This window comes from Streptomyces sp. WM6378, assembly GCF_001279695.1.
GTDB lineage: Bacteria > Actinomycetota > Actinomycetes > Streptomycetales > Streptomycetaceae > Streptomyces.
On sequence record NZ_LGDD01000332.1, the window covers coordinates 1 to 21726 of the forward strand.

At 70.6% G+C, this 21726-nt stretch carries 26 protein-coding genes; 13 read left to right on the forward strand and 13 right to left on the reverse strand.

Going from position 1 to position 21726, the window contains the following annotated elements:
- Window positions 1–156: 156 nt before the first annotated feature.
- Window positions 157–1143, forward strand: a complete 987-nt coding sequence (locus tag ADK54_RS36735; protein ID WP_078966910.1) for a LysR family transcriptional regulator — start codon at window positions 157–159, stop codon at window positions 1141–1143.
- Window positions 1094–1555 (forward strand): winged helix-turn-helix domain-containing protein, encoded by a 462-nt coding sequence (locus ADK54_RS36740; protein ID WP_234392356.1) that lies wholly within the window; start codon window positions 1094–1096, stop codon window positions 1553–1555. The genes ADK54_RS36735 and ADK54_RS36740 overlap by 50 nt, the downstream gene beginning before the upstream one ends.
- A gap of 95 nt (window positions 1556–1650) precedes the next feature.
- On the opposite strand, the gene ADK54_RS36745 is transcribed toward ADK54_RS36740, so the two are convergent.
- Both ADK54_RS36745 and ADK54_RS36750 read right to left on the reverse strand, forming a co-directional pair.
- Window positions 1651–2421, reverse strand: a complete 771-nt coding sequence (locus ADK54_RS36745; protein ID WP_063802128.1) for a DUF6817 domain-containing protein — start codon at window positions 2419–2421, stop codon at window positions 1651–1653.
- Window positions 2421–3311: a ketopantoate reductase family protein gene (locus ADK54_RS36750; protein WP_053730195.1), complete on the reverse strand. Its 891-nt coding sequence runs from the start codon at window positions 3309–3311 to the stop codon at window positions 2421–2423. Before ADK54_RS36750 ends, ADK54_RS36745 begins: the two co-directional genes overlap by 1 nt.
- Before the next feature lie 213 nt (window positions 3312–3524).
- Between ADK54_RS36750 and ADK54_RS36755 the strand changes: the two genes are divergently transcribed.
- Window positions 3525–4424 carry a LysR family transcriptional regulator gene (locus tag ADK54_RS36755; RefSeq protein WP_053730161.1) on the forward strand — a complete coding sequence of 300 codons (900 nt, stop codon included), beginning with the start codon at window positions 3525–3527 and terminating at the stop codon, window positions 4422–4424.
- 28 nt (window positions 4425–4452) lie between these two features.
- Here the strand turns inward: ADK54_RS36755 and ADK54_RS36760 are convergent, their stop codons facing one another.
- Window positions 4453–4842, reverse strand: coding sequence for a maleylpyruvate isomerase N-terminal domain-containing protein (locus ADK54_RS36760; RefSeq protein ID WP_053730162.1), 390 nt, complete (start codon window positions 4840–4842; stop codon window positions 4453–4455).
- A gap of 142 nt (window positions 4843–4984) precedes the next feature.
- Between ADK54_RS36760 and ADK54_RS36765 the strand changes: the two genes are divergently transcribed.
- Window positions 4985–5500, forward strand: a complete 516-nt coding sequence (locus ADK54_RS36765) for a hypothetical protein (RefSeq protein ID WP_053730163.1) — start codon at window positions 4985–4987, stop codon at window positions 5498–5500.
- Between the two features lie 114 nt (window positions 5501–5614).
- Here the strand turns inward: ADK54_RS36765 and ADK54_RS36770 are convergent, their stop codons facing one another.
- From ADK54_RS36770 to ADK54_RS36795, 6 genes are all read right to left on the reverse strand, one after another.
- Window positions 5615–6163, reverse strand: a complete 549-nt coding sequence (locus ADK54_RS36770; protein ID WP_053730164.1) for a GerMN domain-containing protein — start codon at window positions 6161–6163, stop codon at window positions 5615–5617.
- Complete coding sequence (locus ADK54_RS36775) at window positions 6164–7603, reverse strand: sensor histidine kinase (RefSeq protein WP_053730165.1); 1440 nt, start codon at window positions 7601–7603, stop codon at window positions 6164–6166.
- Window positions 7600–8298, reverse strand: a complete 699-nt coding sequence (locus ADK54_RS36780) for a response regulator transcription factor (RefSeq protein WP_053730166.1) — start codon at window positions 8296–8298, stop codon at window positions 7600–7602. Before ADK54_RS36780 ends, ADK54_RS36775 begins: the two co-directional genes overlap by 4 nt.
- A 140-nt stretch (window positions 8299–8438) precedes the next feature.
- Window positions 8439–9674: an acyltransferase family protein gene (locus ADK54_RS36785; RefSeq protein ID WP_053730167.1), complete on the reverse strand. Its 1236-nt coding sequence runs from the start codon at window positions 9672–9674 to the stop codon at window positions 8439–8441.
- Between the two features lie 9 nt (window positions 9675–9683).
- Entirely contained in the window at window positions 9684–10451 is a 768-nt protein-coding gene (locus ADK54_RS36790; protein WP_078966913.1) for an SGNH hydrolase domain-containing protein, read from the reverse strand.
- 229 nt (window positions 10452–10680) lie between these two features.
- Window positions 10681–11949 (reverse strand): MFS transporter, encoded by a 1269-nt coding sequence (locus ADK54_RS36795; RefSeq protein ID WP_053730169.1) that lies wholly within the window; start codon window positions 11947–11949, stop codon window positions 10681–10683.
- A 95-nt stretch (window positions 11950–12044) separates the two neighbouring features.
- On the opposite strand from ADK54_RS36795, the gene ADK54_RS36800 reads away from it, so the two are divergent.
- A complete protein-coding gene (locus ADK54_RS36800; RefSeq protein WP_053730170.1) occupies window positions 12045–12425 on the forward strand; it encodes an ArsR/SmtB family transcription factor in 381 nt (126 codons plus the stop codon).
- A 5-nt stretch (window positions 12426–12430) separates the two neighbouring features.
- On the opposite strand, the gene ADK54_RS36805 is transcribed toward ADK54_RS36800, so the two are convergent.
- Entirely contained in the window at window positions 12431–13294 is an 864-nt protein-coding gene (locus tag ADK54_RS36805) for a hypothetical protein (RefSeq protein ID WP_159048009.1), read from the reverse strand.
- Window positions 13295–13435: 141 nt separating this feature from the next.
- Here ADK54_RS36805 and ADK54_RS36810 point away from each other — a divergent pair, with 141 nt between their 5' ends.
- On the forward strand, window positions 13436–13798 hold the full coding sequence (locus ADK54_RS36810; protein WP_159048010.1) for a hypothetical protein: 363 nt from the start codon (window positions 13436–13438) through the stop codon (window positions 13796–13798).
- A 288-nt stretch (window positions 13799–14086) separates the two neighbouring features.
- A complete protein-coding gene (locus tag ADK54_RS36815; protein ID WP_053730173.1) occupies window positions 14087–15103 on the forward strand; it encodes an alpha/beta hydrolase in 1017 nt (338 codons plus the stop codon).
- 365 nt (window positions 15104–15468) lie between these two features.
- Here the strand turns inward: ADK54_RS36815 and ADK54_RS36820 are convergent, their stop codons facing one another.
- Both ADK54_RS36820 and ADK54_RS36825 read right to left on the reverse strand, forming a co-directional pair.
- Window positions 15469–16689: an ATP-grasp domain-containing protein gene (locus ADK54_RS36820; RefSeq protein WP_053730174.1), complete on the reverse strand. Its 1221-nt coding sequence runs from the start codon at window positions 16687–16689 to the stop codon at window positions 15469–15471.
- Between the two features lie 40 nt (window positions 16690–16729).
- On the reverse strand, window positions 16730–17395 hold the full coding sequence (locus ADK54_RS36825; RefSeq protein ID WP_234392357.1) for a TauD/TfdA family dioxygenase: 666 nt from the start codon (window positions 17393–17395) through the stop codon (window positions 16730–16732).
- Here ADK54_RS36825 and ADK54_RS48425 point away from each other — a divergent pair.
- Window positions 17379–17504, forward strand: a complete 126-nt coding sequence (locus ADK54_RS48425; RefSeq protein ID WP_267887072.1) for a hypothetical protein — start codon at window positions 17379–17381, stop codon at window positions 17502–17504. The two genes, ADK54_RS36825 and ADK54_RS48425, sit on opposite strands and share 17 nt — an antisense overlap.
- Window positions 17505–17601: 97 nt before the next feature.
- Here ADK54_RS48425 and ADK54_RS36830 read toward each other — a convergent pair whose 3' ends face one another.
- Window positions 17602–18549, reverse strand: coding sequence for a DMT family transporter (locus ADK54_RS36830; protein ID WP_078966915.1), 948 nt, complete (start codon window positions 18547–18549; stop codon window positions 17602–17604).
- A gap of 295 nt (window positions 18550–18844) precedes the next feature.
- On the opposite strand from ADK54_RS36830, the gene ADK54_RS36835 reads away from it, so the two are divergent.
- From ADK54_RS36835 to ADK54_RS47020, 5 genes are all read left to right on the forward strand, one after another.
- Complete coding sequence (locus tag ADK54_RS36835; protein WP_159048011.1) at window positions 18845–19900, forward strand: helix-turn-helix transcriptional regulator; 1056 nt, start codon at window positions 18845–18847, stop codon at window positions 19898–19900.
- A 20-nt stretch (window positions 19901–19920) separates the two neighbouring features.
- Entirely contained in the window at window positions 19921–20523 is a 603-nt protein-coding gene (locus ADK54_RS36840) for a helix-turn-helix domain-containing protein (protein ID WP_053730176.1), read from the forward strand.
- Between the two features lie 9 nt (window positions 20524–20532).
- Window positions 20533–20907, forward strand: coding sequence for a hypothetical protein (locus ADK54_RS46455; protein WP_159048012.1), 375 nt, complete (start codon window positions 20533–20535; stop codon window positions 20905–20907).
- Window positions 20908–21024: 117 nt separating this feature from the next.
- The gene (locus ADK54_RS47015; protein WP_199827118.1) at window positions 21025–21408 is read left to right on the forward strand and encodes a hypothetical protein; all 384 of its coding nucleotides are present in this window, start codon (window positions 21025–21027) and stop codon (window positions 21406–21408) included.
- A complete protein-coding gene (locus ADK54_RS47020) occupies window positions 21405–21707 on the forward strand; it encodes a hypothetical protein (RefSeq protein WP_199827119.1) in 303 nt (100 codons plus the stop codon). The genes ADK54_RS47015 and ADK54_RS47020 overlap by 4 nt, the downstream gene beginning before the upstream one ends.
- Window positions 21708–21726 lie beyond the last annotated feature (19 nt).

Here is a 21726-nt window from a genome sequence, read left to right on the forward strand (position 1 = left end):
GCACCTCACGCTCGCGCTCGGACAACACCAGTTCGGCCAACCGCGGCCCCGGACGCCCCATGCATATCAAACGACGCATCAACGACTCAGGTCACTAGGTGGCCGGCAGAGATACGTCTAATACAGCTTCTGGCATGGGGTGATATCTCTAAGCGTATGGAGCGCCCCGAACTTCCCTTTCCCCAACTGCACGCGTTCGTCGTACTCGCCGAGGAACTCCACTTCGGCCGCGCGGCCACCCGCCTGGGCATCGCCCAGCCGCCGCTGAGCCAGCAGATCCGGCGCCTGGAGGACAAGGTCGGCCATGCGCTGTTCAGCCGCGAGCCTGGACACATCGCCCTCACCGCCGCTGGCCGGGAACTGCTTCCCGCCGCCCGGCAGGCCCTCACCAGTGTCACGGACGGCCTGGCGGCGGCCCGCGAGGTCGGCGCCGGAAGGGCCGGACGCCTGCGGATCGGCTTCGCCGCCTCCCTGGCTTTGACCGTCCTGCCCGGCCTGCTGCGAACCTTCCGCGAAGGGTTTCCCGCCGTGCGGTTGGACATCCGGGAAATGACCACCGCGCCGCAGTTGACCGCCCTGCGCGAGGGGACCATCGACATCGGCCTGCTGCGTGAGCCACCCACCGACGACACGGAACTCGGTTTCGCCACCGTGCTGACCGAGCGCTTCGTGGCCGTGCTGCCGTCCGCACACCCCCTTGCGGCCCAACGAGCCGTCCGCGTCGAGCAGTTGGCGGACTCCGCCTTCGTACTGCTGCCCCGTTCCGTCGGCCCGCCCCTGTACGACCGGATCACCGACCTGTGCACCGCGGCGGGCTTCACCCCCCACGTGGTTCAGCACGCCGTGGAATGGCAGACCGTCTGCGCCCTGGTGGAAACCGGCCTGGGTGTGTCACTCGCCCCGGAGAGCATCCGGCGCATCCGGCTCAAAGGCGTCGCCTTCCGCAAGATCGAGCCCGGCACCGCCCGCACACGCGTCGCCGTCGCCTGGCGCAGGAACGACCCGAACCCCCTTGTCGCGCGCCTCCTCGCCGTGCTCGACTGCCGCACCGTTCCTGCCGGTTCGCAGGACTCGGCGGAGCGGAGCCTCGGCGATGCTCCAGCAACTCGGACACGGAATCAGGCTCCGCCGCGGCGTCCTTGAACTACCGACGGCCTTCGATACGGACCTTGAACTCGGCCGGGCATCCCTTCAGATCCAGGCGGTGGCCCTCAGCCGACAAGTCACCCTGGCCGAGCCCACCGGCGACCTCCTGACCATCCGGATCCCGGCCGGAACTGCCCCACGAACCGAACCGGGACACATGGCAGCCCTGCAATCCCTGCTCGGCACAGGCAGAGCGGAAGCACTCGCGAGCATCGTCATCTCCGGAGGACTCACCGGCCGGCAACTGGCCTCCCTGCTCGGCGTGTCGAACGCCGCGGCGAGTCGGCACGCCGCGGTGTTACGGCGTGGCGGCCTGATCCAGACCATGCGGAAAGGGCAGTGCGTCGCGCACGTCGCCACACCCCTCGGCTACCGCCTGGCCCAGCCAGAAACCGTCACCGGGCCGTGATCGCCTCCCTGATGTGATGCGCCGGAGATGAGAGGCGAATGGGGGCTTCCGATCCTGTTGCGGGCCGTTGCATCCGGTGCCCCGCGTTCTGCGCGCTACTGGCGCGGGTGGTCTTCCTCGTCGTAGGTGCTGATCTCGATCAGGTTGCCGTCCGGGGCGCGCAGATACGTGCTGGTGATCGGCCCCCGGGCTCCGGTGCGCGGTACGGGGCCTTCTTCCACGGGCACTCCGTTGGCGGCGAGGGCGGCCAGGATCTGGTCGTGCGGTGTGTCGGTGATCCGGATCGTCGGCCCCGCGTCCGGGGCGTACCGGCCGAGCGTTCGCACACAGGCGTCCCGTGCCGCGGTGGAGAGCAGGTCGCGCGAGGCGGTGAACAGCCGGTACAGGGCGGGTCCATGGCGGTCGGCGAGCTCGGCGTCGTGCGTCAGGACGTCGAGCTCGTTGGCGGCCGTCACTTCGAGGAAGGCGCGTGCGTCCGCCTCGGACAGGGGGTGGTCACGGCCGGTGAAGCGGTCGCGGAAGAGCACCGGGCGCCCGCTCCCCAGTCTGGGATAGACGACGCCGCGGTCACAGCTCGCGTAGAGGTGAACCCATGCCTCGGCCCGTTCGCCGATCAGCTCGACGAGGTGGGCGCGCTCGGAGGTGTCCGCCAGGGCTTGGCCGAATCCGTCGGTTCCGTACACCGCGTGGCACAGCCCCGCGGCCCGCAGGTCCGGAGCGGCGCCCCACTCGCCCAGGAGGCGGGCGACGCGGATCAAGTGCTCCAGGAGCGTTCCGCCGGGGTGGTGCGTCTCTGCGGCGCCCCGGGCGCGCAGGAACTCCTCGACGGCGGGCCAGTTCTCGGCCGAGGAATCGACCGGCGGCATCAGGCCTCCCGGTTCGACTGGCGAGCCACCTCTGCGACCAGCCGGGCCGTGGCCGGGGTGTCGATCCCGTGGGCGGCTCCGGCTCGCAGGACCGCCCCACCGATGGCATCGAGTTCGAGCGGTCGGCCCGCCTCGGCGTCGCGCTGCATCGAGGACTTCATCGCGTGCGGGGCCCGGTCGAAGAACGAGAGCACGGTGTCCGTCGTCACCGGTGTGCCCGCGGCCCGCGCCACGGCGGTGATTTCGTCGACCACGGCGAGGAGTTCCGGGCGCCGGTCGGTGCGGACGGTTCCGACATCGGTCCGGTGCCGGGTGGTCAGCAGGGCGAACGGGGCGAGGAAGGCGAGCTTGTCCCAGAGCATCGCGGTCTCGTCGGTGCGCAGCGTCACGCCGAGGCCGGCGTGCCGCAGCCGGGCCGCGAACTCGTCGAGCGGCGCCGCCAGTTCGAGGTGGGCGAAGGGACTCGTGTGGCTGATGTGCCCCGGTGCGGTGCGGGTGGCCTCGACCTTGATCGTGCCCGCCACGACCTTCGCCGCCGGGTAGCGTTCGCGCAGCACGGCCAGGTGGTCGAGACCGTTGAGCAGCGGGATCACGAGCGCGTCGCCGAGGACAGCGGCCGGTACGCGGTCGAGCGCCTGGTCCAGCGCGGTCTGCTTGACCGTCACGACGACGGCGTCCACCGGCTCCCGCAACCGGGTGTCGGCCTGCACCGCCGCGGTGAAGTTTCCGTACTGCGTGCTCTCGACGCGCAGCCCGTCCCGGTTCAGCGTGGCGGCGGTCTCCTCCCCGGCGACGCAGATGACGCGGTGTCCGGCACGGGCGAGCAGCGCGCCGATCAGGCCTCCGACGCCGCCCGGTCCGAGGATGGCCACCGTCAGATTGGTTGTGATCACGTGCGCTCCTGTCGTCCTTGAGAGACCTGTACGGGTTCGGACACAGGCTCTGTGGCGGGTCGACCCCCGCCCGCCGTTCCACCGCTCCGGATCGGCGGAGACGACGGGCGGGTTGCCGCCCTGGGCCCTGCATCGATGATCAAGCATCCCGGAAACCCAAGTCAATCCACGGGTTTGCTGCCAAATACCCAAGCGATAGCTTGGGTCACCGTGACTCTTGACGATCTCCGTGTCTTCACCGCGGTCTGCCGGGCCGGCTCCCTGAGCGCGGCTGCCCGCGACTTGTCCTGTACGCAGTCCGCCGTCAGCCAGCATGTGAAGCGGCTTGAGCGGGAGCTGGGCCTGAGCCTGCTCGAACGGCACACGCGCGGCGTGGTGCCGACGCCGGCCGGGCGCATGCTGAACGCGGCGGTCACCGAGGGCCTGGGCTGCATCGACCACGCGCTGCGCCGAATAGAGGAGGCGGCACGCGCGGAGGGCGGCTCGGTCCGGGTCACGACGGGAGCCACGACCGTCCGGCACTTCATGTCGGCGGCCGTCGTCGACTTCCGGCGGCGTTTTCCCCGGGCCAGCCTCGAATTCCAGACCGAGACCTCCAGTCGCGGCTGCTTCGACGCGCTCGCCGCGGGCGGCGTCGACCTCGCGTGGATCACCCTGCGGCCAGCGACGCGCGCCATCGAGCAGCATCCCGTCGTCGAGCTTCCCTGGTCGCTCGCCGTCTCGGCCACCGATCCGCTGGCAGCCAAGGCCTCCCTGGAACCGGCCGATCTCCAGAACGCCCGGCTCATAGGGCTCCCGGAGAACTCGACCTCGCGCCTCCAACTCAGTGCCTGGCTCGCGGAATCGGGGGTCCGGCCGGTGTTCGACACCAGTGTCACCGACTGGGACACCGCGATCCTGCTGGCCGAGCTGGACCTGGGCCACGCCGTCGTCCCGGCCCTGCCCGCCTGGAGCGGCCCCGGCCACCCCGATCTGCGGCTGATCCCGATCCCCGCGCTCCCGGCGCTCACTGCGGGCTGGGCGGTGCGCCGCTGGGACGACCTCTCCCCGCTGGCCCACGCGTTCGCCGAGCTGGTCGCGCACCATTGCGGCGCGCAGACCGTCCTTTGATGGAGGCCGATGGGGGCGGCTGCGTCGTTCAGCCCCAGCCGGGTACCGGTGGGAGCGGCCACCTCAGCGGAGCCGGCAGCGGAAGGTCCAAGCGGAGCCGCGATGCTCCGCCGCGTCCCGCGAGCCAGGCGAGCAGGGCGCGGCCACTGACGCGGGGGCCGGTCGCGGACAGCGTCCAGGTCCGGCCGAGGTCCTCGGCGCCGATACGGGCGAGGGTCAGCAGCCGGTGGTAGGCGTCGGCGCTGCGGGCGAGGTGGGTGACGCCTTGGCCATGACTCCAGCCCGTCAACAACGAGGGTTGGTCGGCCTGTTGGTCGGTCAGCGAGGCGAGCGTGGCACCGAGACGGGCGGCAAAACCGCGGACGCCGTCCAGGACGCGAGCCACGTCTGGCGCGGTGGTGGCGATGTCGTCGGACACGGGTTCGTACTTTACGGGCGGCCCCACGCAGGCGGGAAGCGACGGTGCTCAGCGCCCGGAGGCGTTGAGCACGTACTCGCGCGAGGCGTGGACTTCGGCGCCGCACGGCTGCGCGGATCACGGGCCGCGATAAAGTCCCCGCATGTCGGACGCGTTGGCAACAGCGATAACCGCAGCGGCGGGCCTCGGCGGGGCGCTCCTCGGCGCGGTGCTTCCGCAGCGTTTCAATGCCCGCGAACGGGCCGCGGAGGCCGAACTCGCCGATCGCAGGCGGTCGTTCGAGGAGCGCCGAGAGGCGTACACGGCCATGAACCGCGCCAGCGAGCAGTTCCACACCCTCCTCAAGGACGCCCTGCACCGCATGCGCGACAGCGTGTACACCGAGGAGGACCGTACCCGTCTCGAAGAGTCCCGCAGGGAGTACCGCGACCGCTATGCGGCAGCCCAGATGATCGTCCCGCTGCGGATCATGGAGGCGTCGCGGGAACTCAACAAGGTGCTCGCGGAGGTCGACGCGGCGGCCAAGCGGATCGACCGTGGCCTCGCGCGTGACGGGGAGACCGCCGAGCACCTGCTCGTCGAGGCTAGACGGGCAGAGCCCCGGCTCGTGACGATGCGGACACTGATGCGAGAGGACCTTGGGATCCGGGACGAATGACGCGGGTCGTCAGCGACGGGCGTTCTGTGAGTCGGGCAGGACTACGAGCAATAGGCGGGGTATTTCGGCGGCAACCCCTCAGAGCCCGGCGGGCGCGCACTCGGACGTCCGCGGTCAGGGACCCGCCTCAGACGGGTTCGGCACCGGGAGGACGTTGCCCGCCGCGTTGCACCGTACGGTCCAGATGCCCGGGGTGCCCGCCTCGTGGACCCGTACGTCCACGGCGGGTGGCTGCCTGCCGCCGGGTACTTCGGCGTTGGCGGCGGTGCAGACGAGCTGGGTGACTCCCAGGCCGCCGCCGTTCATCTTCGCCACCGGGACCGGAAGGTAGAGGTCCACCGCCCCGGACCCGGCCGTCGCGGTCGGGCGGCCCGGCATCGGGGGGACCTCGGTGATCAAGCCTCGGGCCCGTTCGGCCGCGTCCGGGCCCGCGAGCAGGAGATCAAGGGCCTGCTGTGGGCCGGCCGGGGAACTGACGCGGCGGGCCACGGCCTGGACGCCGAAGGGGCTGACGAAGTACAGCTGCGCGTAGGCGGCCACGCTGCCCGGTTCGCGCAGGCCCGACGCGGGCGGTCCGGCCGCTGCCGGGCCGGTGGTTCCGATGCCGCAGCCCGTGAGGGCGGCCATCAGCACGGCCGATGCGCAGACGAGGTGGCGTTTCATTTACGGCTCCTCACCCAGTGTCCCGATCGGCAGGGTCACGGTGAACACCGCACCTGCGCCTGGGTAGTTGGCGGCAGTCAGGGTGCCGCGGTGCAGGCGCACGTTCTCCGCGGCGATGGCGAGGCCGAGGCCGCTGCCCTCGGAGCGGGTCCGCGCGGCGTCGCCCTTGTAGAAGCGGTCGAAGACGTGTGGGAGGACGTCCTCGGGGATGCCGGGGCCCCGGTCGACGATCTCGATCACCATGCTCTCGTCCGTGACGCGTACCCGGACCGTGACGGGTGGTGCGCCGTGCCGCAGGGCGTTGGCGATCAGGTTGGCCAGCACGACGTCGATGCGGCGGGCATCGACCCGTACGCGCTCGTCGCCTTCCGGAAGGTCGGTGACGACCTCCTCCGGCTCGCGCCAGCCGCGTAGATCGAGCGTCTTGCGGACGAGGGTGCGCGGGCTGACGTCGTCGAGGTGGAGGGCGGCGGCGCCCGCGTCGAAGCGGGAGATCTCCATCAGGTCCTCGACCATGCGGGCGAGTTTGCGGGTCTCGTCGCTGATGAGGAGCACCGCGTCGGCGGTGTCCGGGGGCAGTTGGCCGGAGTGGGCGTCCTCGTCGAGCGCGTCGGTGACGGCGGCCATCGCGGCGAGGGGGGTGCGCAGTTCGTGGGAGACGTCGGCGGCGAACCGGCGGGCGTTCGCCTCCATGCGGCGCAGTTCCCCGTCGTCCCGCTCCAGCGCCGTGGCCATGGTGTTGAAGGTGCCGGTCAGTTCGGCGAGTTCGTCCTTGCCCGTGACGTCGAGCCGTGTGTCGAGCGCGCCCGAGGTGATCTTCTCCGCGGCCGTACGCAGTTGGCGTACGGGGCGCAGCACGCGGCGGGCGGCGAACAGGGCCGGGACGGTGGCGAGGGCGAGCGCCGGGATGGCGCCGGCCCAGGCCGCGGTGACCAGGGCGGAGATGTCGGCCTGCTCGGCGCGCAGGGTGAGCGCGGCATAGACGACGAGGCCCGACGGCTTCCCGGCCGCCGCGCCCCGGGTGTCGTAATTGACGGGCATGGCGATGAGCAGGCGCGGGCCCGCGGTGCGTTCGTACACCGTGGTGTTGTCCCGGCGGGCCGCGGTGCGCAGGGAGGTGCTGATGGGGCTTGCGGTGCCGATGGGCGGCCCGTCGTTCCGGGACACCGCGGTGTTCCAGCCGCGTGAGCCACCTACGCGGTCCAGCTGTTGCGTGAGGCCGCGCAGGTCGGTGTCCGTGGGCTCGGTCGGCAGGTTCGGGGCGAGCGAGTCGACTTGGAGCCGCAGGTCGTGCACGGCCGCGCTCTGGGTGCGCTGGAGGATTCCGCTGCGGGCCTGGCGGAAGGTGAGGGCCGCGGTGATCAATGCGCTCAGCGCGGCGACCAGCAGGAACGCGACGACCAGGCGCGTGCGCAGACCCCGTGCCGGCGCGAGTTTCACGCGGGCACCGGGCCGAAGCGGTAGCCGAAGCCCCGCACGGTCTGGACGTACACCGGGTGGCGCGGATCGTCCTCGATCTTGGACCGCAGCCGCATCACACAGGCGTCGACCAGGCGGGCGTCACCGTAGTAGCTGTGTTCCCAGACGTCTTCGAGGAGTTGGCGGCGGCTGAAGGTCTGCTCCGGCGCGCCGCTGAGGAAGAGCAGCAACTTCAGCTCGGACGGGGCAAGTTGGAGCACCCCGTCGCCCTTGCGGACGCTCAGCGCGCTGCGGTCGATCTCCAGGTCTCCGACCACCGTCGGTCCCGCCTGTACGTCCGTGGCGGCCTGCGAGGGGGCGATCCGGCGCAGCACCGCCCGCATCCGCGCCTCGATGAGCGCACCGCTGGCGGGCTTCACCACGTAGTCGTCGGCGCCCGCTTCGAGCCCGACCACCACATCCATGTCGTCGCCGCGCGCGGAGAGGATCACGATGGGGAGCTGGCTGGTCTCGCGGATGCGGCGGCACACCTCCAGTCCGTTCATGCCCGGCAGCATGAGGTCGAGGAGCACGAGGTCCGGCTTGAAGGCGGCCAGGGCCTCCATGCCGTCCTCACCGGTGCCGACCGCCTCCGTCTCGTGCCCGTAGCGGCGCAGCCCCAGGACGACACCGCGGCGTACGGCCGGATCGTCCTCGATCAACAGCACGCGCGTCATGAACCGGGTCCTTTCCACAGGGCCAATGCGCATTCAAGGTAATAAAGGTAATAGCGGTACTAATACTGCCGCATCGCACTCACGGTGCCTGTCACTTCTGTCCCGGCGAGGCCGACACCGTGACGGCTTGAGAGGTGTCTTCACCGCAATTGCTGGATGTCGACGGTGCCCGCGCCCGGGGCCGGAACGGGGATCGACGCCCACAGGGCGACCCCGATCACCGCCAGGGCGGCCACCGCGGCCGGGCCCCGGCGCCCTCGCGCCCAGCCCGAGCGGAACCGGACCGGGTCCTCGACGAGCCGCTTGGTCACCGCCGCGGCAGCGAGCGACACCGCGACGGCCGCCGCTGTGGCGCCCCACTCCCCCAGCCCCGACAACCGCGGCAGGAGCAGCAGATAGACGGGCCAGTGCCACAAGTACAAGCTGTAGGAGAGCTCTCCCAGTCGGCGCGGCAGGAAGCTCCCCGCGATCCGGGCCGCGCGGGTGCCGGGCACCTGCGCGATGACGGTGATCAGTACGGCCGCGGCCAGGGAGTGGAGGAAAAGGCCGCCCTTGAAGAGCAGCGGGGCCTTCTCGCCGTCGGTCACCGTCCAGGCCATCGCGAGCCCGGCCGCCAGAACCAGGCAGAGCGCGTCGGCCGCACGGCGCGGCATCCTGGTGGCGAGACCCCGTACCGGTGCGGTCGCGGCCAGCGCGCCGAGCAGCAGGGCGACGGCCCGCGTGTCGGTTCCCTCGTACGCCCGGGTCGTGTCCACGGCGGCCCCGAGCGTGACCATCAGGGCGAGCGAGGCAAGGACGCCGAGGACCGCCAGGACCGCCACCGTGCGCTGGGCGTGTCGGCCCCGGGCGGCGATCACCAGCACCGGCGGCCAGAGCAGATAGAACTGCCACTCGACGGCGATGCTCCACAGGTGGGCGAAGACGCGGGTGTCGGAGGCGTTCCAGTAGCCGATCTGGTCGGTGATGTAGTGCCAGTTGACCGCCTGGGCCGCGACCCACGGCAGGTCACCGAGTGCGAAACGGAGCTGCTCCGTGGTGCCGAGGACCCGGACCGCCGGCACGGTGACCACCACGACGACGACCAGTGCGGGCAGCAGGCGCCGGGCCCGGCGTGCCCAGAAACCGGGGAGCGCCACCAGCCCACCGCCCTGAGCGGCGCCGAGCAGCAGCCCGGTGATCAGGAACCCCGACAGGACGAGGAAGAGGTCGACGCCGAGGAACCCGCCGCTCAGGTGCCCGGCGTGGAACAGCAGCACGGCCGCCACCGCGAAGCCGCGCAGCCCGTCGAGAGCGGCGATGTGCGCTTGGCCGCTGCCGCCGGGGCGCGGGGAGCGGTGGCGGGCCGGCGCGGTGGACGCGAGAGGGAGAGCGGGCATGGGAGCTCTTCAGCCGCCGCACTTGAGGTTGGCGTACCGGGCGTCGCCGGTCCACGAGCCCTTCGCCCACGCGTCCACGGGCGCGGCCTTGAACCCCGCCTGCGAGCCCAGCCGTTCGCTCAGCCACTTGGCGAAGGCGGCCGCCCCTTGCTGGCAGTTGTGGATACCGTCCGAGGAACGCTGGGCCTTGGCTGCGGCGGCATCGGTACCCCACAGTTGCGCGGAGTCGAGGAATACGGCCGCCCCGCCGCTGTTCTTGGCGGCTTCCTCCGCCGCCTTGGGGGCGGCACGCATCTGGGGCTCGTGCTTCTTGTAGAAGTCGTCGATCTTGACCGGCGGAGCCGGCACGAGGACGAGCTTGGCACCCGCGTCCTTGGCGGTCCTGGCGAGCTTCTCGTAGGCGGCGCGCTGCTTGTCCTGCGGGCCCCAGTCGTAGGTGGTGATCTGGTAGGCGATGACGGTGGGCTTGAACGACCCGATGTTGGCGGCCAGTTCCTTCCAGGTGTCCTCGGATATCTTGCCGGTGATCTCGTCGCCGCCATCGACGACCGTGCCGCCGCCGTCGGACGAGGCGTCCTTGAAGTCCACGCCGCTGGACTTCAGAGCCGCCCCCAGGGCCGGTGCCTCCGCGCCGGCGATGGAGTCACCCACCCACAGCACCTTCGCACCGCTGTCGGCCGCCCCCGCCTTCGTCGGCCCCACGGCGTCGGCGCTGCCCTGGCTGCCACAGCCGACCAGGGCGACGCCGAGCACGGCGGCGACGGCTGTTGTGCACACGGTGCGGGGAAGGTGTCGGCGGGAAGCAAAACGCCCGGTTGAACCGGAATAGTTGCTGTTCATGCCCCCAGCAAAACAGCGCCCCGGGGGCCACGGGCCGGTCGTCATCGTTCGCTCACACAACGCAAAAAGAGCTGTCAAAGAGCGGCCGGGCCCGTCTCGGCCCTGAGGCTCGACGACTGCCTGCACACGGCACGCGGGCGCCACGCCTCCGCTTGCGGTGCGGGGCTCAGGCGGTCTCGCGCACCCGGCGGCGGTTGGCGGCGACGACGATTCCGCCGGCGACCGCCAGGGCCATCAGGACGGCGGCGAAAAGGGTGGCTCCCCTCGTCAGCCCCACCGCATCACTGAGATAGCCCGCCGACACCGGCAGCACACCGGCGAATGCGTAACCACCGACGTTGAGGGCCGCGTTGGCCTCCGCGAGGCGCTGGGACGGGACGGTGGAGTTGAGCAGGGACAGGCCGCCCAATTGACCCATGCCCTGGCCCGCGCCGGCCAGCAGCGCGGAGGCGATGAGTACGGGGACGGACGAGGTGTGCACCGCGATGACGAGGGCGACCATGCTGAGGGTGGTGCTCGCGGCTCCGGCAGCCAGGATGGTGCGTCGGGACAGTTTCTGGACCGCGAACTGCACACCGGTCGCGGTGAGGAACATGGCGAAGGCCATGGCTCCGGCCACCACCCGGCTGGTGGTTCCGAGCAGTCCGGACAGCAGGGACGGCCCGAGGGACAGCACGAAGGAGGTCGCCGTGATCCCGGGCGCGAACACGGCGATTCCCAGGGCGAGTTGGATGCCGGCGCCCTGCGGCACGCCGGGAATACGCACCCAGCCGCCCCCGGAAGACACCTCGGGCCGACGTACGGGCATCCGTACGACTGCTGCGACGGCGGTGATCAGCAGCGCCGCCTCGACGACGAAGACGGTGACGGTGGGGGCGGGCAGCGTCTCGGACAGGATCCCGGCCAGGAGCGGGCCGAGGCCCGCACCGAAGACCATGGCGCAGGAGGCCAGCAGGGCGGCGCGGTGCTTGCGCTCCTGCCCCGCCACATCGGTGACGGCCGCCATGCCGGCCGAGACGACGGCCCCGACTGCGATCCCGGTGAAGAACCGGGCCACCACCAGCGCGACCACCGACGAGGCGGTCGCGAAGATCGCGCACGCCGCCAGCGCGAGAGCCAGGGCCGGCAGGAGGACGGGCTTACGGCCGAGCCGGTCGGACACCACGCCCGAGACCAGCAGGGAGCCGAGCAGGCCGACGATGTAGAACGCGAAGATCACGGTCAGGGTGCCTTTGGAGAACCCGATGTCGCGCTGCCACAGCACGTACAGCGGGGTCGCCGCGTTGGACAGGACGAACACGGCGGTCACGGGCCAGGCCGCCAGCCAGATCCACCGGGCGGGAGCTTGCGAAGCCGCCGCGAGCCGCCCTTGCGGCGCCTTGGCTCGCCGGTCCTCAACCACCGCGCTTGCAGGCGTTGTCCGACTCTCCGACATGGTCGTCCCCTCCACCGAGTCCAGTACGAGATAAGTCGAACTTAGCATGCAGTACGATGAAAGTCGTACATAGGTTTCGGATGCGAGGAGGGCCCATGACATCGACGACGCGCCGGGCGGCCGCCATCAAGACCCTCGCGGAACCCGAGGGCCTCCCCCAGCCACTCGTCGAACCATCCCTCGACGACCTGCGCCTGGAAACCGTGCTCGGAGCGCTGAGCGACCCCCTGCGCCTGACCATCGTGCGCAAGCTGCTCCTGGAGTCGGAGCAGTTCGACCACCCCTGCGGCTGGTTCGGCATCGACCGCCCCAAGTCCTCCCTGACCCACCACTTCAAGGCGCTGCGCGAGGCGGGCGTCACCAGACAGCGGCAGTACGGCCTCGAACGCCGCAGCCAGGTACGCGTCGACGACCTCAACGAGCGGTTCCCGGGGCTTCTCGATCTGGTCGCGGCGTGGACGCCTGAGGGGCAATAGGGCCGTCAGCCGGTGCCCCTCTGAGGCATTCCGTGGCCGGCCGGCGTGCGCCGCACCTGGCGACGTCCCAGCTGGGCCGAGAGTGCGTAGAGCAGTGCCAAGCTGATCAGCCAGCCGACCACCGCGGAGAACTGGTTGATCGTGAACTTGAACGCCTGGCCCAGAAGCAGGTCCACGAGGAGCGCGGCACGCAGAGGGCGCAGCGCGGCGTTCCCGTCGCGGCGCAGCAGGGCCGTGCCGCGGACTGCGAGTACGAGGGATGCCAGTGAGCAGGCGAGTGCTCCGGCGATCGCGGTCCACTGGGTCTCGTCAGCGAGGTTGCCCGTGAGGCCGTCTGCGGCGACGGCGATCAGGAGGAGTGCCGCCTGAAGTGTCGCGCCCCACGCGGCGATGCGGACGAACCGCCGGTCTCCGGACACCCGGGCCATCAGCCACGCGCGTGCGCGCCGCGCCGCGTGGTGGTGCGGGTGAAGGTCCCGGGCCGGGCGCTCGGGGACCGCTTCGAGCAGGGCCGCCAGGGCCGTGTCGAGCTCGGTGGCCGGCGCTCCGGTGTCACGCAGGCGGCGCAGCGCTTCGTCCCGCTCCTGCGGGGTGAGGCCCCGGAGAATGCCATTGAGCGCGGTTTCAGCGGCGAGAGCCGAGCGGGTCGCGACGGGAGCCTCCTCCCGGTCCGTACGTTCGCGCCGCGTGGCCCACCAGGCGAGGCCGGTCAGCGCGACGAACGTCAGGTAGATGATTCCCGCGGCGGGCCGGTAGAAGTAGCCGTCGACGGAGACCAGCTTGCCCACCTCGTCGATGAACAGGCCGAACCCGATGCCGCCGACCACTGCCCCGCGCTGCCGGGAGGCGACTCCGCTCCATGGGGCCAACACCCGTCTCCCCCACGGGCTGGCCCCCCTCGGCAGGGGTGTTCCCAAGTGCGCAGGGGGGATCCATTTGCCAGCCCTCTGCTGCGTTCCGCTGCCTCTGAAGGCGCGGAACCAGGATCGGTTGGGGAGCGTCCCAAGGGCATGCATAGAGGACTGCGGCACGCATCGGCAGGGCTGCTGGCTCTGGCAGTGGGCCTCACACTGTCCGGCTGCGACGGCCTCGCCGGCTCGGGGACGGCACGGCCCATCGACCGGACGGTCACCGTCCAGGGCCGAACGATCACCACGACCACAGAAATCGGCGGATGCCAGTCAGCCCGGCTCACGGCGCACGAGAGCGGGAAGAGCGTCTCTCTCAAGCTGAAGGTGAAGTCGACGAGGAAGAGTGGCGAGGCCTGTCCGGATTACATCGGCCTGAGGCCCGTGAGCACCACCTTGCGGCAGTCCGTCGGCTCACGTTCCCTGGTCGACGCCACGACGGGCAGCACCCTGAACGCCCGTTGACATCGGCCGTCGCGGCAAGCGGGCACGGTGTGGCGTGCTCGGCCGGCTCGCGCGGGCCGATGCGGACCTGACCCAGGTTTCGCCCGGCCCCAGAACCCGCGTCGCGCCGCTTCCCCTTTCGTCGTGCCCATGAGGCCTACTGGTGTCCAGGCACCGACCGCCCGATGCGCCGACGGCAGCCAACTCCTGGGCGGGGCCCATTCGATCAGGCTCCATTCAAGGGATCTTGATCGTTTCGGCGATATACGTTGCGACAACGTCCCAGACACTCATGAAGGTTGAGAAGTTATGAGCATGACCGAGGGCACCACTCCCGACCCCCAGCACGAGCTCCGCCCCCGCCAGACGCCCCGCAGCAGACGGGACACCCTGAAGTTCGCCGCCATGGCGGCGGGCGCATCCGTCGTCGGGGCGGCCGTCACGGCCGGACCCGCGCAGGCCCAGGAAGCGGCGCACGGGTCCGGCCGCAAACCCGCGTTCGTCGTCGTTCCCGGGTCCCACGGCAACGCGGCTGTCATGACGCCGCTGATCAGCGCCCTGACCCGGCGCGGCCGCACCGCCGTCGCCGTCGACCTTCCCGGGCACGGGCCCGAGGCCGACTACCCGCTCTGGTACAGCACGCCGCAAGACCTCAACGCTCTGCAGAACGAGGTCTCCTCCATCTCGAACGTGCGGCTCGCGGACAACGTCGAGCGCGTCATCAGTGACATCGAGGCGGTCGGCCACGGCGCCCCCGTCGTCCTCGTCGGCCACAGCCTCGGCGGCGCGACCACGACCGCCGTGGTCAACAAAGTCCCGCACCTCATCCACCGGGTCGTCTTCATCGCCGGGTTCTGCTGCTCGCGGCTCAAGTCCGTGTACGAGTGCGTCACTTCGCCCGAGTACGCCACCAGCAAGCTGAAGTTGGTGCCCCTGTCGGCCGACGGTGCCGTGGTCAAGGCGAACCGCTTCAACTGGCGGACTGCCGACCCGAAGGTCCTCGCCGCGCTCAAGGAGGCGTATCTGCAGGACGGAACGGACGCCGAAGTGCGCGCCGCACTGGCCGGGTTGCAGCCCGACGAAACCATCTGGGTCTCGTTCGAGGACTGCAGCATCCGTCCCGAGGCGTGGCGGCGTGTGCCGCGTACGTACATCCGGCTGGTCCGGGACCAGTCCATGCCCATGCCGCTCCAGAACCGGATGATCGCCGACGCGGACGCGACGGTCCCGGGGCGCCCGTTCCAGGTCATCGACCTCGACGCCACCCACCTCGGCATCATTGTGAGCCCGCAGGAGACGGCAGCCGTCCTGGACGGACTGGGCTGAGCTTCCCCCCGGCCCGCAACGCCGCCAGCACCGTGTTCACCGCGTGTGAGGACTGGTCCTCGCCCGTCGCGCGGCGGTGGTAGTCCAGGCCGCCCGGGTTCTCCATGTTGATCTCGATCACGTAGGGGAAGGCACGCGCTTTCGTTCGTCGGCACATTGGGGATGCATTCCTGTACCGCGCTTTGGCGTTTGGCCATGCCGATGATGTCCCGGCCGTAACTGATGTACCGCGACCCGGCGTTGCCCGTGGCGGAGCTCAGCAGTGCCGAGCGGTTGCGGTCCTTCTCGTTGACGACGTGGACGTCCGCGCCGCAGCCCTCGTGAAGTCCTCCGCCGACGCATAGGACTCGCTCAGCGTCGGGAAGTCACCGCCCGCCGCGAATTCCCGCGACGGACTGCTGCGCTTCAGCGGGACCGTCCGCGTCGAGCCGCGACATCAGCCATGCCTCGGCCTCGAAGAGGCGCCGCTCGACCTCCGCGGCATCGGCGCCCCGCACGATCACGAAGCACAGATGGGACGCGCTGTAGAACGTCACCGCGCCCGGTGCGATCTGCTCGTTCACCTCGTAGTGGGTCACCCACGGGAACGGCGGCCTGCCGGGCAGCGACACGGGGCGGCCCTGCGGCAGGATCGAGACGGATCCGTGCACCTCGGCGGGCGGCGCGGTCGCCGGCGGGTCCACGGGCAGATCGCAGGACAGCCGCAGTGAGGCAGTGTGCAGATCCACCCCGTACGTGGCCCGGGTCAGCGCGGGAATGCGGTCACCGCCGACGCGTGAGGCGATCTCGCACAGCACCAGCTCGTCGTGCGGTGTGTGGAACACCTCCAGGTGGTACGCGCTCGCGGGCGGGACGTCGAACGCGTCCAGCGTCCGGTCGAAGAACTCCTCCAGCCTCTTCGCGAAGGCGTCCTCCGGTCGCAGCTGCAACGATCCGTTGTTCTCTCCGGAGAACACGCCGAGACAACTGCGCAGATAGCGCGAGGAGGCCACGAAGCGGTAGCCGTCGCCCAACACCGCGTCGACGTGGTACATCTGCCCCTCGACGAAGTCCTCCACCATGAGGTCCTCGCGCCAGGGGGTCCTGCTGAACGCCACCAGGTCGTCCTCGCCGCGCAGCACCGAAATGTCGCGCGAGCCACCCTGTTTGACCGGCTTGACCACCACGGGATAGTCGAACTCCTCGATGAATTCGGTGAGATCGACGAACGAATCCAGGCGGGCGAAGCGAGCCGTGGGTACGGTGCGGCTCGCGACCTCCTTCATCACCACCTTGTCGCGGAACGACAGGGCACTCTTCGCCGACTGCCCGGGAATTCCCAGGCTTTCGCGCATTCGCGCGGCCCGTTCCAGGTCGTATTCGTTGTCCGTGACGATGTGTGTGAACGGCTCTTCCCGGGCCAGCCGCCGGATCATGAGTTCCGGGTACGGAACCGCCTCGCAGTTCTCGACGTGTTCGTACCGCGCGAAGGAATCCGTGTTCTTCAGTTCGTGGTGGCTGAACACCTGCAGCCGGTCGACCAGTTCGGGGAGCATGGCCGCGTAATCGAGTTTCGGACCGTAGTTGATGACTGCGACATTGCTCATGGGCTGTCGTCCTTCCGTGTGGGGCATGGGGCGTGATGCGTCAGTGGAGGCCGGCGCACGCGCCGGGGGTGGTCCGGTGGCGGATGTCCCACTGGGTGCGGCGTACGTAGGCGCGCTGCAGCCAGCGGTCCCGGCCGTCGTAGCGCGCGGTGAACCGCGAACGGGCGTGCAGGCCCTTGCGGTTGTTGACGAGCAGCACTCCTCCCGGGCGCAGGAACACCTCGTGGGCGACCGCGCGGCAGACGCCCTGGAGCCGGTCGAGAGCCGAGCGCGCGGCGTCGTCCAGCGGGTGGACACCGTTGGCGGCCGCCGACGGTTCGGGGCTGTGCTCGGGCCCGGCGATCATCGGCGCCGGATCGGACAGCACGTCGACGCCGCCCGCGACGTCCCGTACGTAACTGCCGGGCGCGTTCATACGGAACCGGGGGCTGCGCAGCGTCTCCAAGGTCGCCGGGCCGAGGGCGCGGGAGATGTCGCGTGCGTCCGCGTAGTAGGTGGCGGCCACGCCTTCGTGGTCGGCACGCAGGCAGCTGAGGACGAGGAAGTCGGGGCTGGCGAGGTCGTAGCGGCCGCTCGCGTCGCGGACGATGTCGTTGTGGAAGTTGAGGAAGACGGACGACCCCTGGTTGGTCTGGGTCGTGGCGCCGCCCTTCGCGCATCCGGGCCGAACCGGCCTGGAGTCGCTGCCCGTGGTGATCGGCGGCAAGCTCGGCACCGAGGGCGCCGCCGCCAGTATGTACGGGCCGGGGCTGCTCGCGGCGGGCTTCACCGCGGTCTTCGGGGACGGTTGCTCGATCGAGGACTTCCGCGAGTGAGCACGGTCCCTCGCGCCGTCCGCGCTGACGGTCGCGCACAGCTGACGCATCCGCGTTCCGAGCCGGTGGCGCCCCCGTTCGCCGGGGGACCACCGGCTCATCCGCGTACCCGGTTGGCGAGCAGCGTGCCGGCTGTGGCGAGCACGAGGCCGCCGAGCGTGAGCGGGCCGAGGTGCTGCCCGAGCATGAGCGCGGCCAGTCCGGCGGTGACCATCGGCACCAGATAGAAGAGGCTGCTCACCTGGCTCGTCCCGTGGCGCTGGAGCAAGCCGTAGAGCAGCCCCACGCCGACGATGGAGTTCACGAGCGCCGCCCACAGCAGGGCCGGCCAGTACCCGGCGGTGAAGGTGACGTCGAACCCTTCCACGAGGAACGCCGGCACCAGCGCGGCCAGGGCCGCGGCAAGCAGCTGGACCGCGTTGCCCATCACGGGCTCCATGCCCGCGCAGAAGCGCCGCTGGTAGACGGTGCCGAGCGAGATGCCGAGCAGACCGAGGACGAGGAAGGCGATGCCGACCAGGTGATCGCCGCCGAGGGTGAGGCTCTCCGAGACGGCGAGGACGACCCCGCCGAGACCGAGGCACAGCCCGAAGTACTGCCCGCGGGTGACCCGTTCATGGAGTACGGGTACGGCGATGAGCGAGGCGACCAGCGGGTACAGCGCGATGACCAGCGCGGCGAGACCGGAGGGCACCCCACGGTCCATGCCGACGTAGATGCTGGAGAACTGCACTCCTTGGACGAGCACGCCGGCCACCACCAGGTTCCCCAACTGCCTTCCCCTGGGCAGCTTCTGACGGAAGATCAGTCCGAGCCCGAGGAGCACACCGCCCGCCAGCGCGAAGCGCAGCCCGGCGAAGGTGTAGGGGGACGAGTGGCGCAGGCCGAACTTTCCGGAGATGAAGCCGGAGCTCCACACCACCACCAGGGCCATCCGGGCGACCAGATCGCGGCCGCCCCGTGCGCCCTTCTCGGCTGGGGCGGCCCTCGCGGCTTGGGGCAGTAATCGGGTCCCGTCCGACGTCGCGGTCAGGTTCACGCGCATGACATCTCCCGGCGCTCTGTGACGCTCCGCGGCCCGCCGTCGGTTCGGTTCGCCGGGGCGAAGCGTCTGTGCTTTAAAAAGCACGCTAATGCAAGATATCGTCCATCGCATGCCGTCGGGGCTCTTCCTGCATCAAGCTGCACACCGACAGGCAAAGCAAAGAGAGCTCTATTTTTTCGTTGCATCCAGCACGTTCGTACGGTATTTTGCACACGGGTCGACGACGCGCCTTGTACGCTCCGCGCCAGGCCGCCGCCCCGAGCACCTCACTGCCGGGAACACGACATGGGGACCGATGAACGCAGACCTTGATCCACAGCCAGCGCACCAGTTAGCCGAAGCGCAAGATCAGGAAGAGCTCTACCAGCTCGCGGTCAGCGTGCAGGCGCTGAGCGTGGCCCAGGCCGCCGAGACACTCGGCTGGGACACCGCCCGCGCCTGCCGCGCCCTCCATCTGCTGGTCAACGCACGGCTGTTGCAGCCGTCGTCCGGCACTTCCGACATCTTCCTGCCCGTCGCGCCGAAGGCCGCGGCCCTGCGCCGGCTCGCTCCGCTGCAACAGCAGATCGAGCGCATGGAGCGCCGCTCGGAGCAGATCCGCGACGAACTCGCGGGCTTCCACCGGGTCCACGAACGGGCCGTGCGCAGCGCGGGCGCCTCCGACGGCTGCCGACCCGTGACGGGCGTGAACGCCATCCGCGACTGGCTCATGACGTCCGCCATGAGGTGCCGCCACGAGATCCTCCTCGCCCAACCCGGCGACGGCTGGCGGGCCGACAGCACCCTCCTCGAAATGACGGAGCCCCTCGCCTCGCTCCTTGGACGCGGCGTCAAGGTACGCACGCTCCATCAGCACACCGCCCGCTACGACACGGCGACCCGCAGGGGCGTGGCGCGCGCCGTGGACGGAGGTGGCGAGGCGCGCATGTCGAGCGGCCCCCTCTCCCCAATGGTCGTCTTCGACCGGGAAACCGCGCTGATTCCCGGCGACGACGGGCAGAGCGCCGTGGCCGTCTCCCAGCCCGGCATCGTGCACTTCATGACGGAGGTGTTCGAGCAGACGTGGATGGCGGCGATGCCCTTCGACGGCCAGATCCGCGCGGCCCAGGCCGGCGAGCTGCTCACCGGCATGCGCCGGACCATCATCGTGCTCCTCGCGGAGGGACAGACCGACGCGATGATCGCGCGGCGCATCGGGGTCAGCGTGCGCACCTGCCGCAACCACATCGCCAAGATCTACCAGGAGCTCGGCGCACAGAGCCGATTTCAACTCGGCGTCCTCGTCACCCGGTCCGGCCTGCTCGGCCCGGCCGAGGACGCTGCCCCCTGCTCCACGCCGGTCAGAGCCTGACGCTTCTCTAGGATGCACCCATGAGCAATCCCCCGCCGTCGGAACCCGCCCCCGACCAGGCAGCCCGCGACCCCGAGCTGGGCTTCCCACGCCCGGGCGAGGTGCTCCGCCGCCTCCGTACCCACAAGGACATGTCCTTGCGTCAGGTCGCGGCCGAGTGCGGCCTTTCGGTGTCGTTCCTCGCCGCGCTGGAGCGTGGCGAGACCGACATCGCCCTGGAGCGGCTCGGCCGCCTGGCCAAGGTCTTCGGGCACGACGTGGGATCGTTCCTGGGGTTCTCACGGGGACGCTCCATCCCCTCCGTCTTTCCCGCGAAGGACCAGGAGTCGTTCGACCGGGCCCCGGGTGTGCGTTATCGCGTGCTGCGCGTGCCCGAGCTCGGGTACCAGGTCCTCACCGCCGACTTCGAGCCGCACTCGGGTCTCCTGGAGGAGTTGCAGCACGAGGGTTCCGATCTCATCGTGATGACGGAGGGCACCGTGATCGCCCGGTACAACGGCAGCGACCACGAACTGCGGGCGGGCGACTGTGCGCAGTGGTCGGCCGGCTATCCGCACAGCTTCCGCAACGACACCGACGAGCCGGCCCGGTTCGTGGCCGTGCTCTTCTCCAGCCTCTACTGACCCGGCCCGGTGGGACGAGCAGCGCGCACGCCGAAGGGGTGCCCAGGCGGAGAGCGCCCGGCACCCCCAAGGAGCGTTCGCGCGCGTCAGGCGCTGTGGTCACTCCTTCTTCCGCGAGGAGGCCACCGACTTCCCCGTGGCGCTCCCCGCAACGGCGTCTTCCAAGGGTGCGACGGCCAGGACCTCCTCGCCCGGCACTCCGGCTCCCCCGTGTTCTTCCCCGTCCTGGCGCCGGGCACCGAGGTCACCGCCACCTCCCACCAGGAGGGCGTGGTCGGCATCGTGTTCACCACGGGCGCCACCGCCGAACTCGCCCTGCGCAACGCGCTGTCGGCCGCCGGAGAGATCCGCGTACGCATGAAGGACGACGACGCGGACAGCTGATCCCCCCTGCCTCGTCCCCGCCTGGAAAGCCGTCCCCCACTCCCTGGACCCGCTCCCCGCGGGTCCCCCCTTCCTGCCCGCCCCTCAGGTAACTGCTGACCGAAGGAAGGAACGCGCATGCCCGGTGCCCACGCGACACCCGTCAGCGAATGCGAGAACACCTCCGTCGTCGGACACATCCTGCTGCCCGACGACGTGCGCGACACACTCGCCAACGGACTGGCCGAACTCGCCGCTCCACCAGGGGACATCGACTTGGCCATGACCCACTACCACCAGGTCTTCGCCCGGCTCCCCCTGGCGACGCTCCAGCAGATCCTGGGCTTCGGCCGGCACAACGACACACCCGGCGCCCTGTACACCCGCACTTCTCCCCCAGGACGCCCAGCTTCCCCCGCTCCTGGGACGGCCTGCCCAGCCGCCACAAATCGACGTTGGTCTCCGAGGGCACCCCTGCGGTGGCCGGTGACGCGGACGTGCTCTTCGACCCAGTCCCGATGATCAAAGGTCCGGCCGGCTTCCCCGAGATCTCCAGCGCCGCCAACGGAGTTCACTCCCTGAGCCCGGTCGCCGAGACGTCCCTCGCCCTGTTGCAGACGGCGTGCCGCGCGGTGGCCCACGAGTTCAAACTGCGGTCCGGCCGTGCCCTGCCCACCAACAACCGCAAGGGCCTGCACGCACGTTCACGCTTCGTCGGCCACTACGACGGCCAGGACAGGTGGCTCCAGCGCACCTACGTCCGCCGAAGCCAGTGGCAGATCCGCTACCGCGCCATACCGGGCACCCGCCGGATCCACTGAGGCGGGCCTTGACGGGGGG

Coding starts and splice junctions, on each gene's coding strand:
- ADK54_RS36840 (WP_053730176.1), top strand. CDS start 19,921: ATGAGCAATCCCCCGCCGTCGGAACCCGCCCCCGACCAGGCAGCCCGC.
- ADK54_RS36795 (WP_053730169.1), bottom strand. CDS start 11,949: ATGTCGGAGAGTCGGACAACGCCTGCAAGCGCGGTGGTTGAGGACCGG.
- ADK54_RS36820 (WP_053730174.1), bottom strand. CDS start 16,689: ATGAGCAATGTCGCAGTCATCAACTACGGTCCGAAACTCGATTACGCG.
- ADK54_RS36800 (WP_053730170.1), top strand. CDS start 12,045: ATGACATCGACGACGCGCCGGGCGGCCGCCATCAAGACCCTCGCGGAA.
- ADK54_RS47015 (WP_199827118.1), top strand. CDS start 21,025: ATGCCCGGTGCCCACGCGACACCCGTCAGCGAATGCGAGAACACCTCC.
- ADK54_RS36740 (WP_234392356.1), top strand. CDS start 1,094: ATGCTCCAGCAACTCGGACACGGAATCAGGCTCCGCCGCGGCGTCCTT.
- ADK54_RS36785 (WP_053730167.1), bottom strand. CDS start 9,674: ATGCCCGCTCTCCCTCTCGCGTCCACCGCGCCGGCCCGCCACCGCTCC.
- ADK54_RS36835 (WP_159048011.1), top strand. CDS start 18,845: ATGAACGCAGACCTTGATCCACAGCCAGCGCACCAGTTAGCCGAAGCG.
- ADK54_RS36735 (WP_078966910.1), top strand. CDS start 157: ATGGAGCGCCCCGAACTTCCCTTTCCCCAACTGCACGCGTTCGTCGTA.
- ADK54_RS36745 (WP_063802128.1), bottom strand. CDS start 2,421: ATGCCGCCGGTCGATTCCTCGGCCGAGAACTGGCCCGCCGTCGAGGAG.
- ADK54_RS47020 (WP_199827119.1), top strand. CDS start 21,405: ATGATCAAAGGTCCGGCCGGCTTCCCCGAGATCTCCAGCGCCGCCAAC.
- ADK54_RS36780 (WP_053730166.1), bottom strand. CDS start 8,298: ATGACGCGCGTGCTGTTGATCGAGGACGATCCGGCCGTACGCCGCGGT.
- ADK54_RS36810 (WP_159048010.1), top strand. CDS start 13,436: ATGCATAGAGGACTGCGGCACGCATCGGCAGGGCTGCTGGCTCTGGCA.
- ADK54_RS36765 (WP_053730163.1), top strand. CDS start 4,985: ATGTCGGACGCGTTGGCAACAGCGATAACCGCAGCGGCGGGCCTCGGC.
- ADK54_RS36815 (WP_053730173.1), top strand. CDS start 14,087: ATGAGCATGACCGAGGGCACCACTCCCGACCCCCAGCACGAGCTCCGC.
- ADK54_RS36770 (WP_053730164.1), bottom strand. CDS start 6,163: ATGAAACGCCACCTCGTCTGCGCATCGGCCGTGCTGATGGCCGCCCTC.
- ADK54_RS36830 (WP_078966915.1), bottom strand. CDS start 18,549: ATGCGCGTGAACCTGACCGCGACGTCGGACGGGACCCGATTACTGCCC.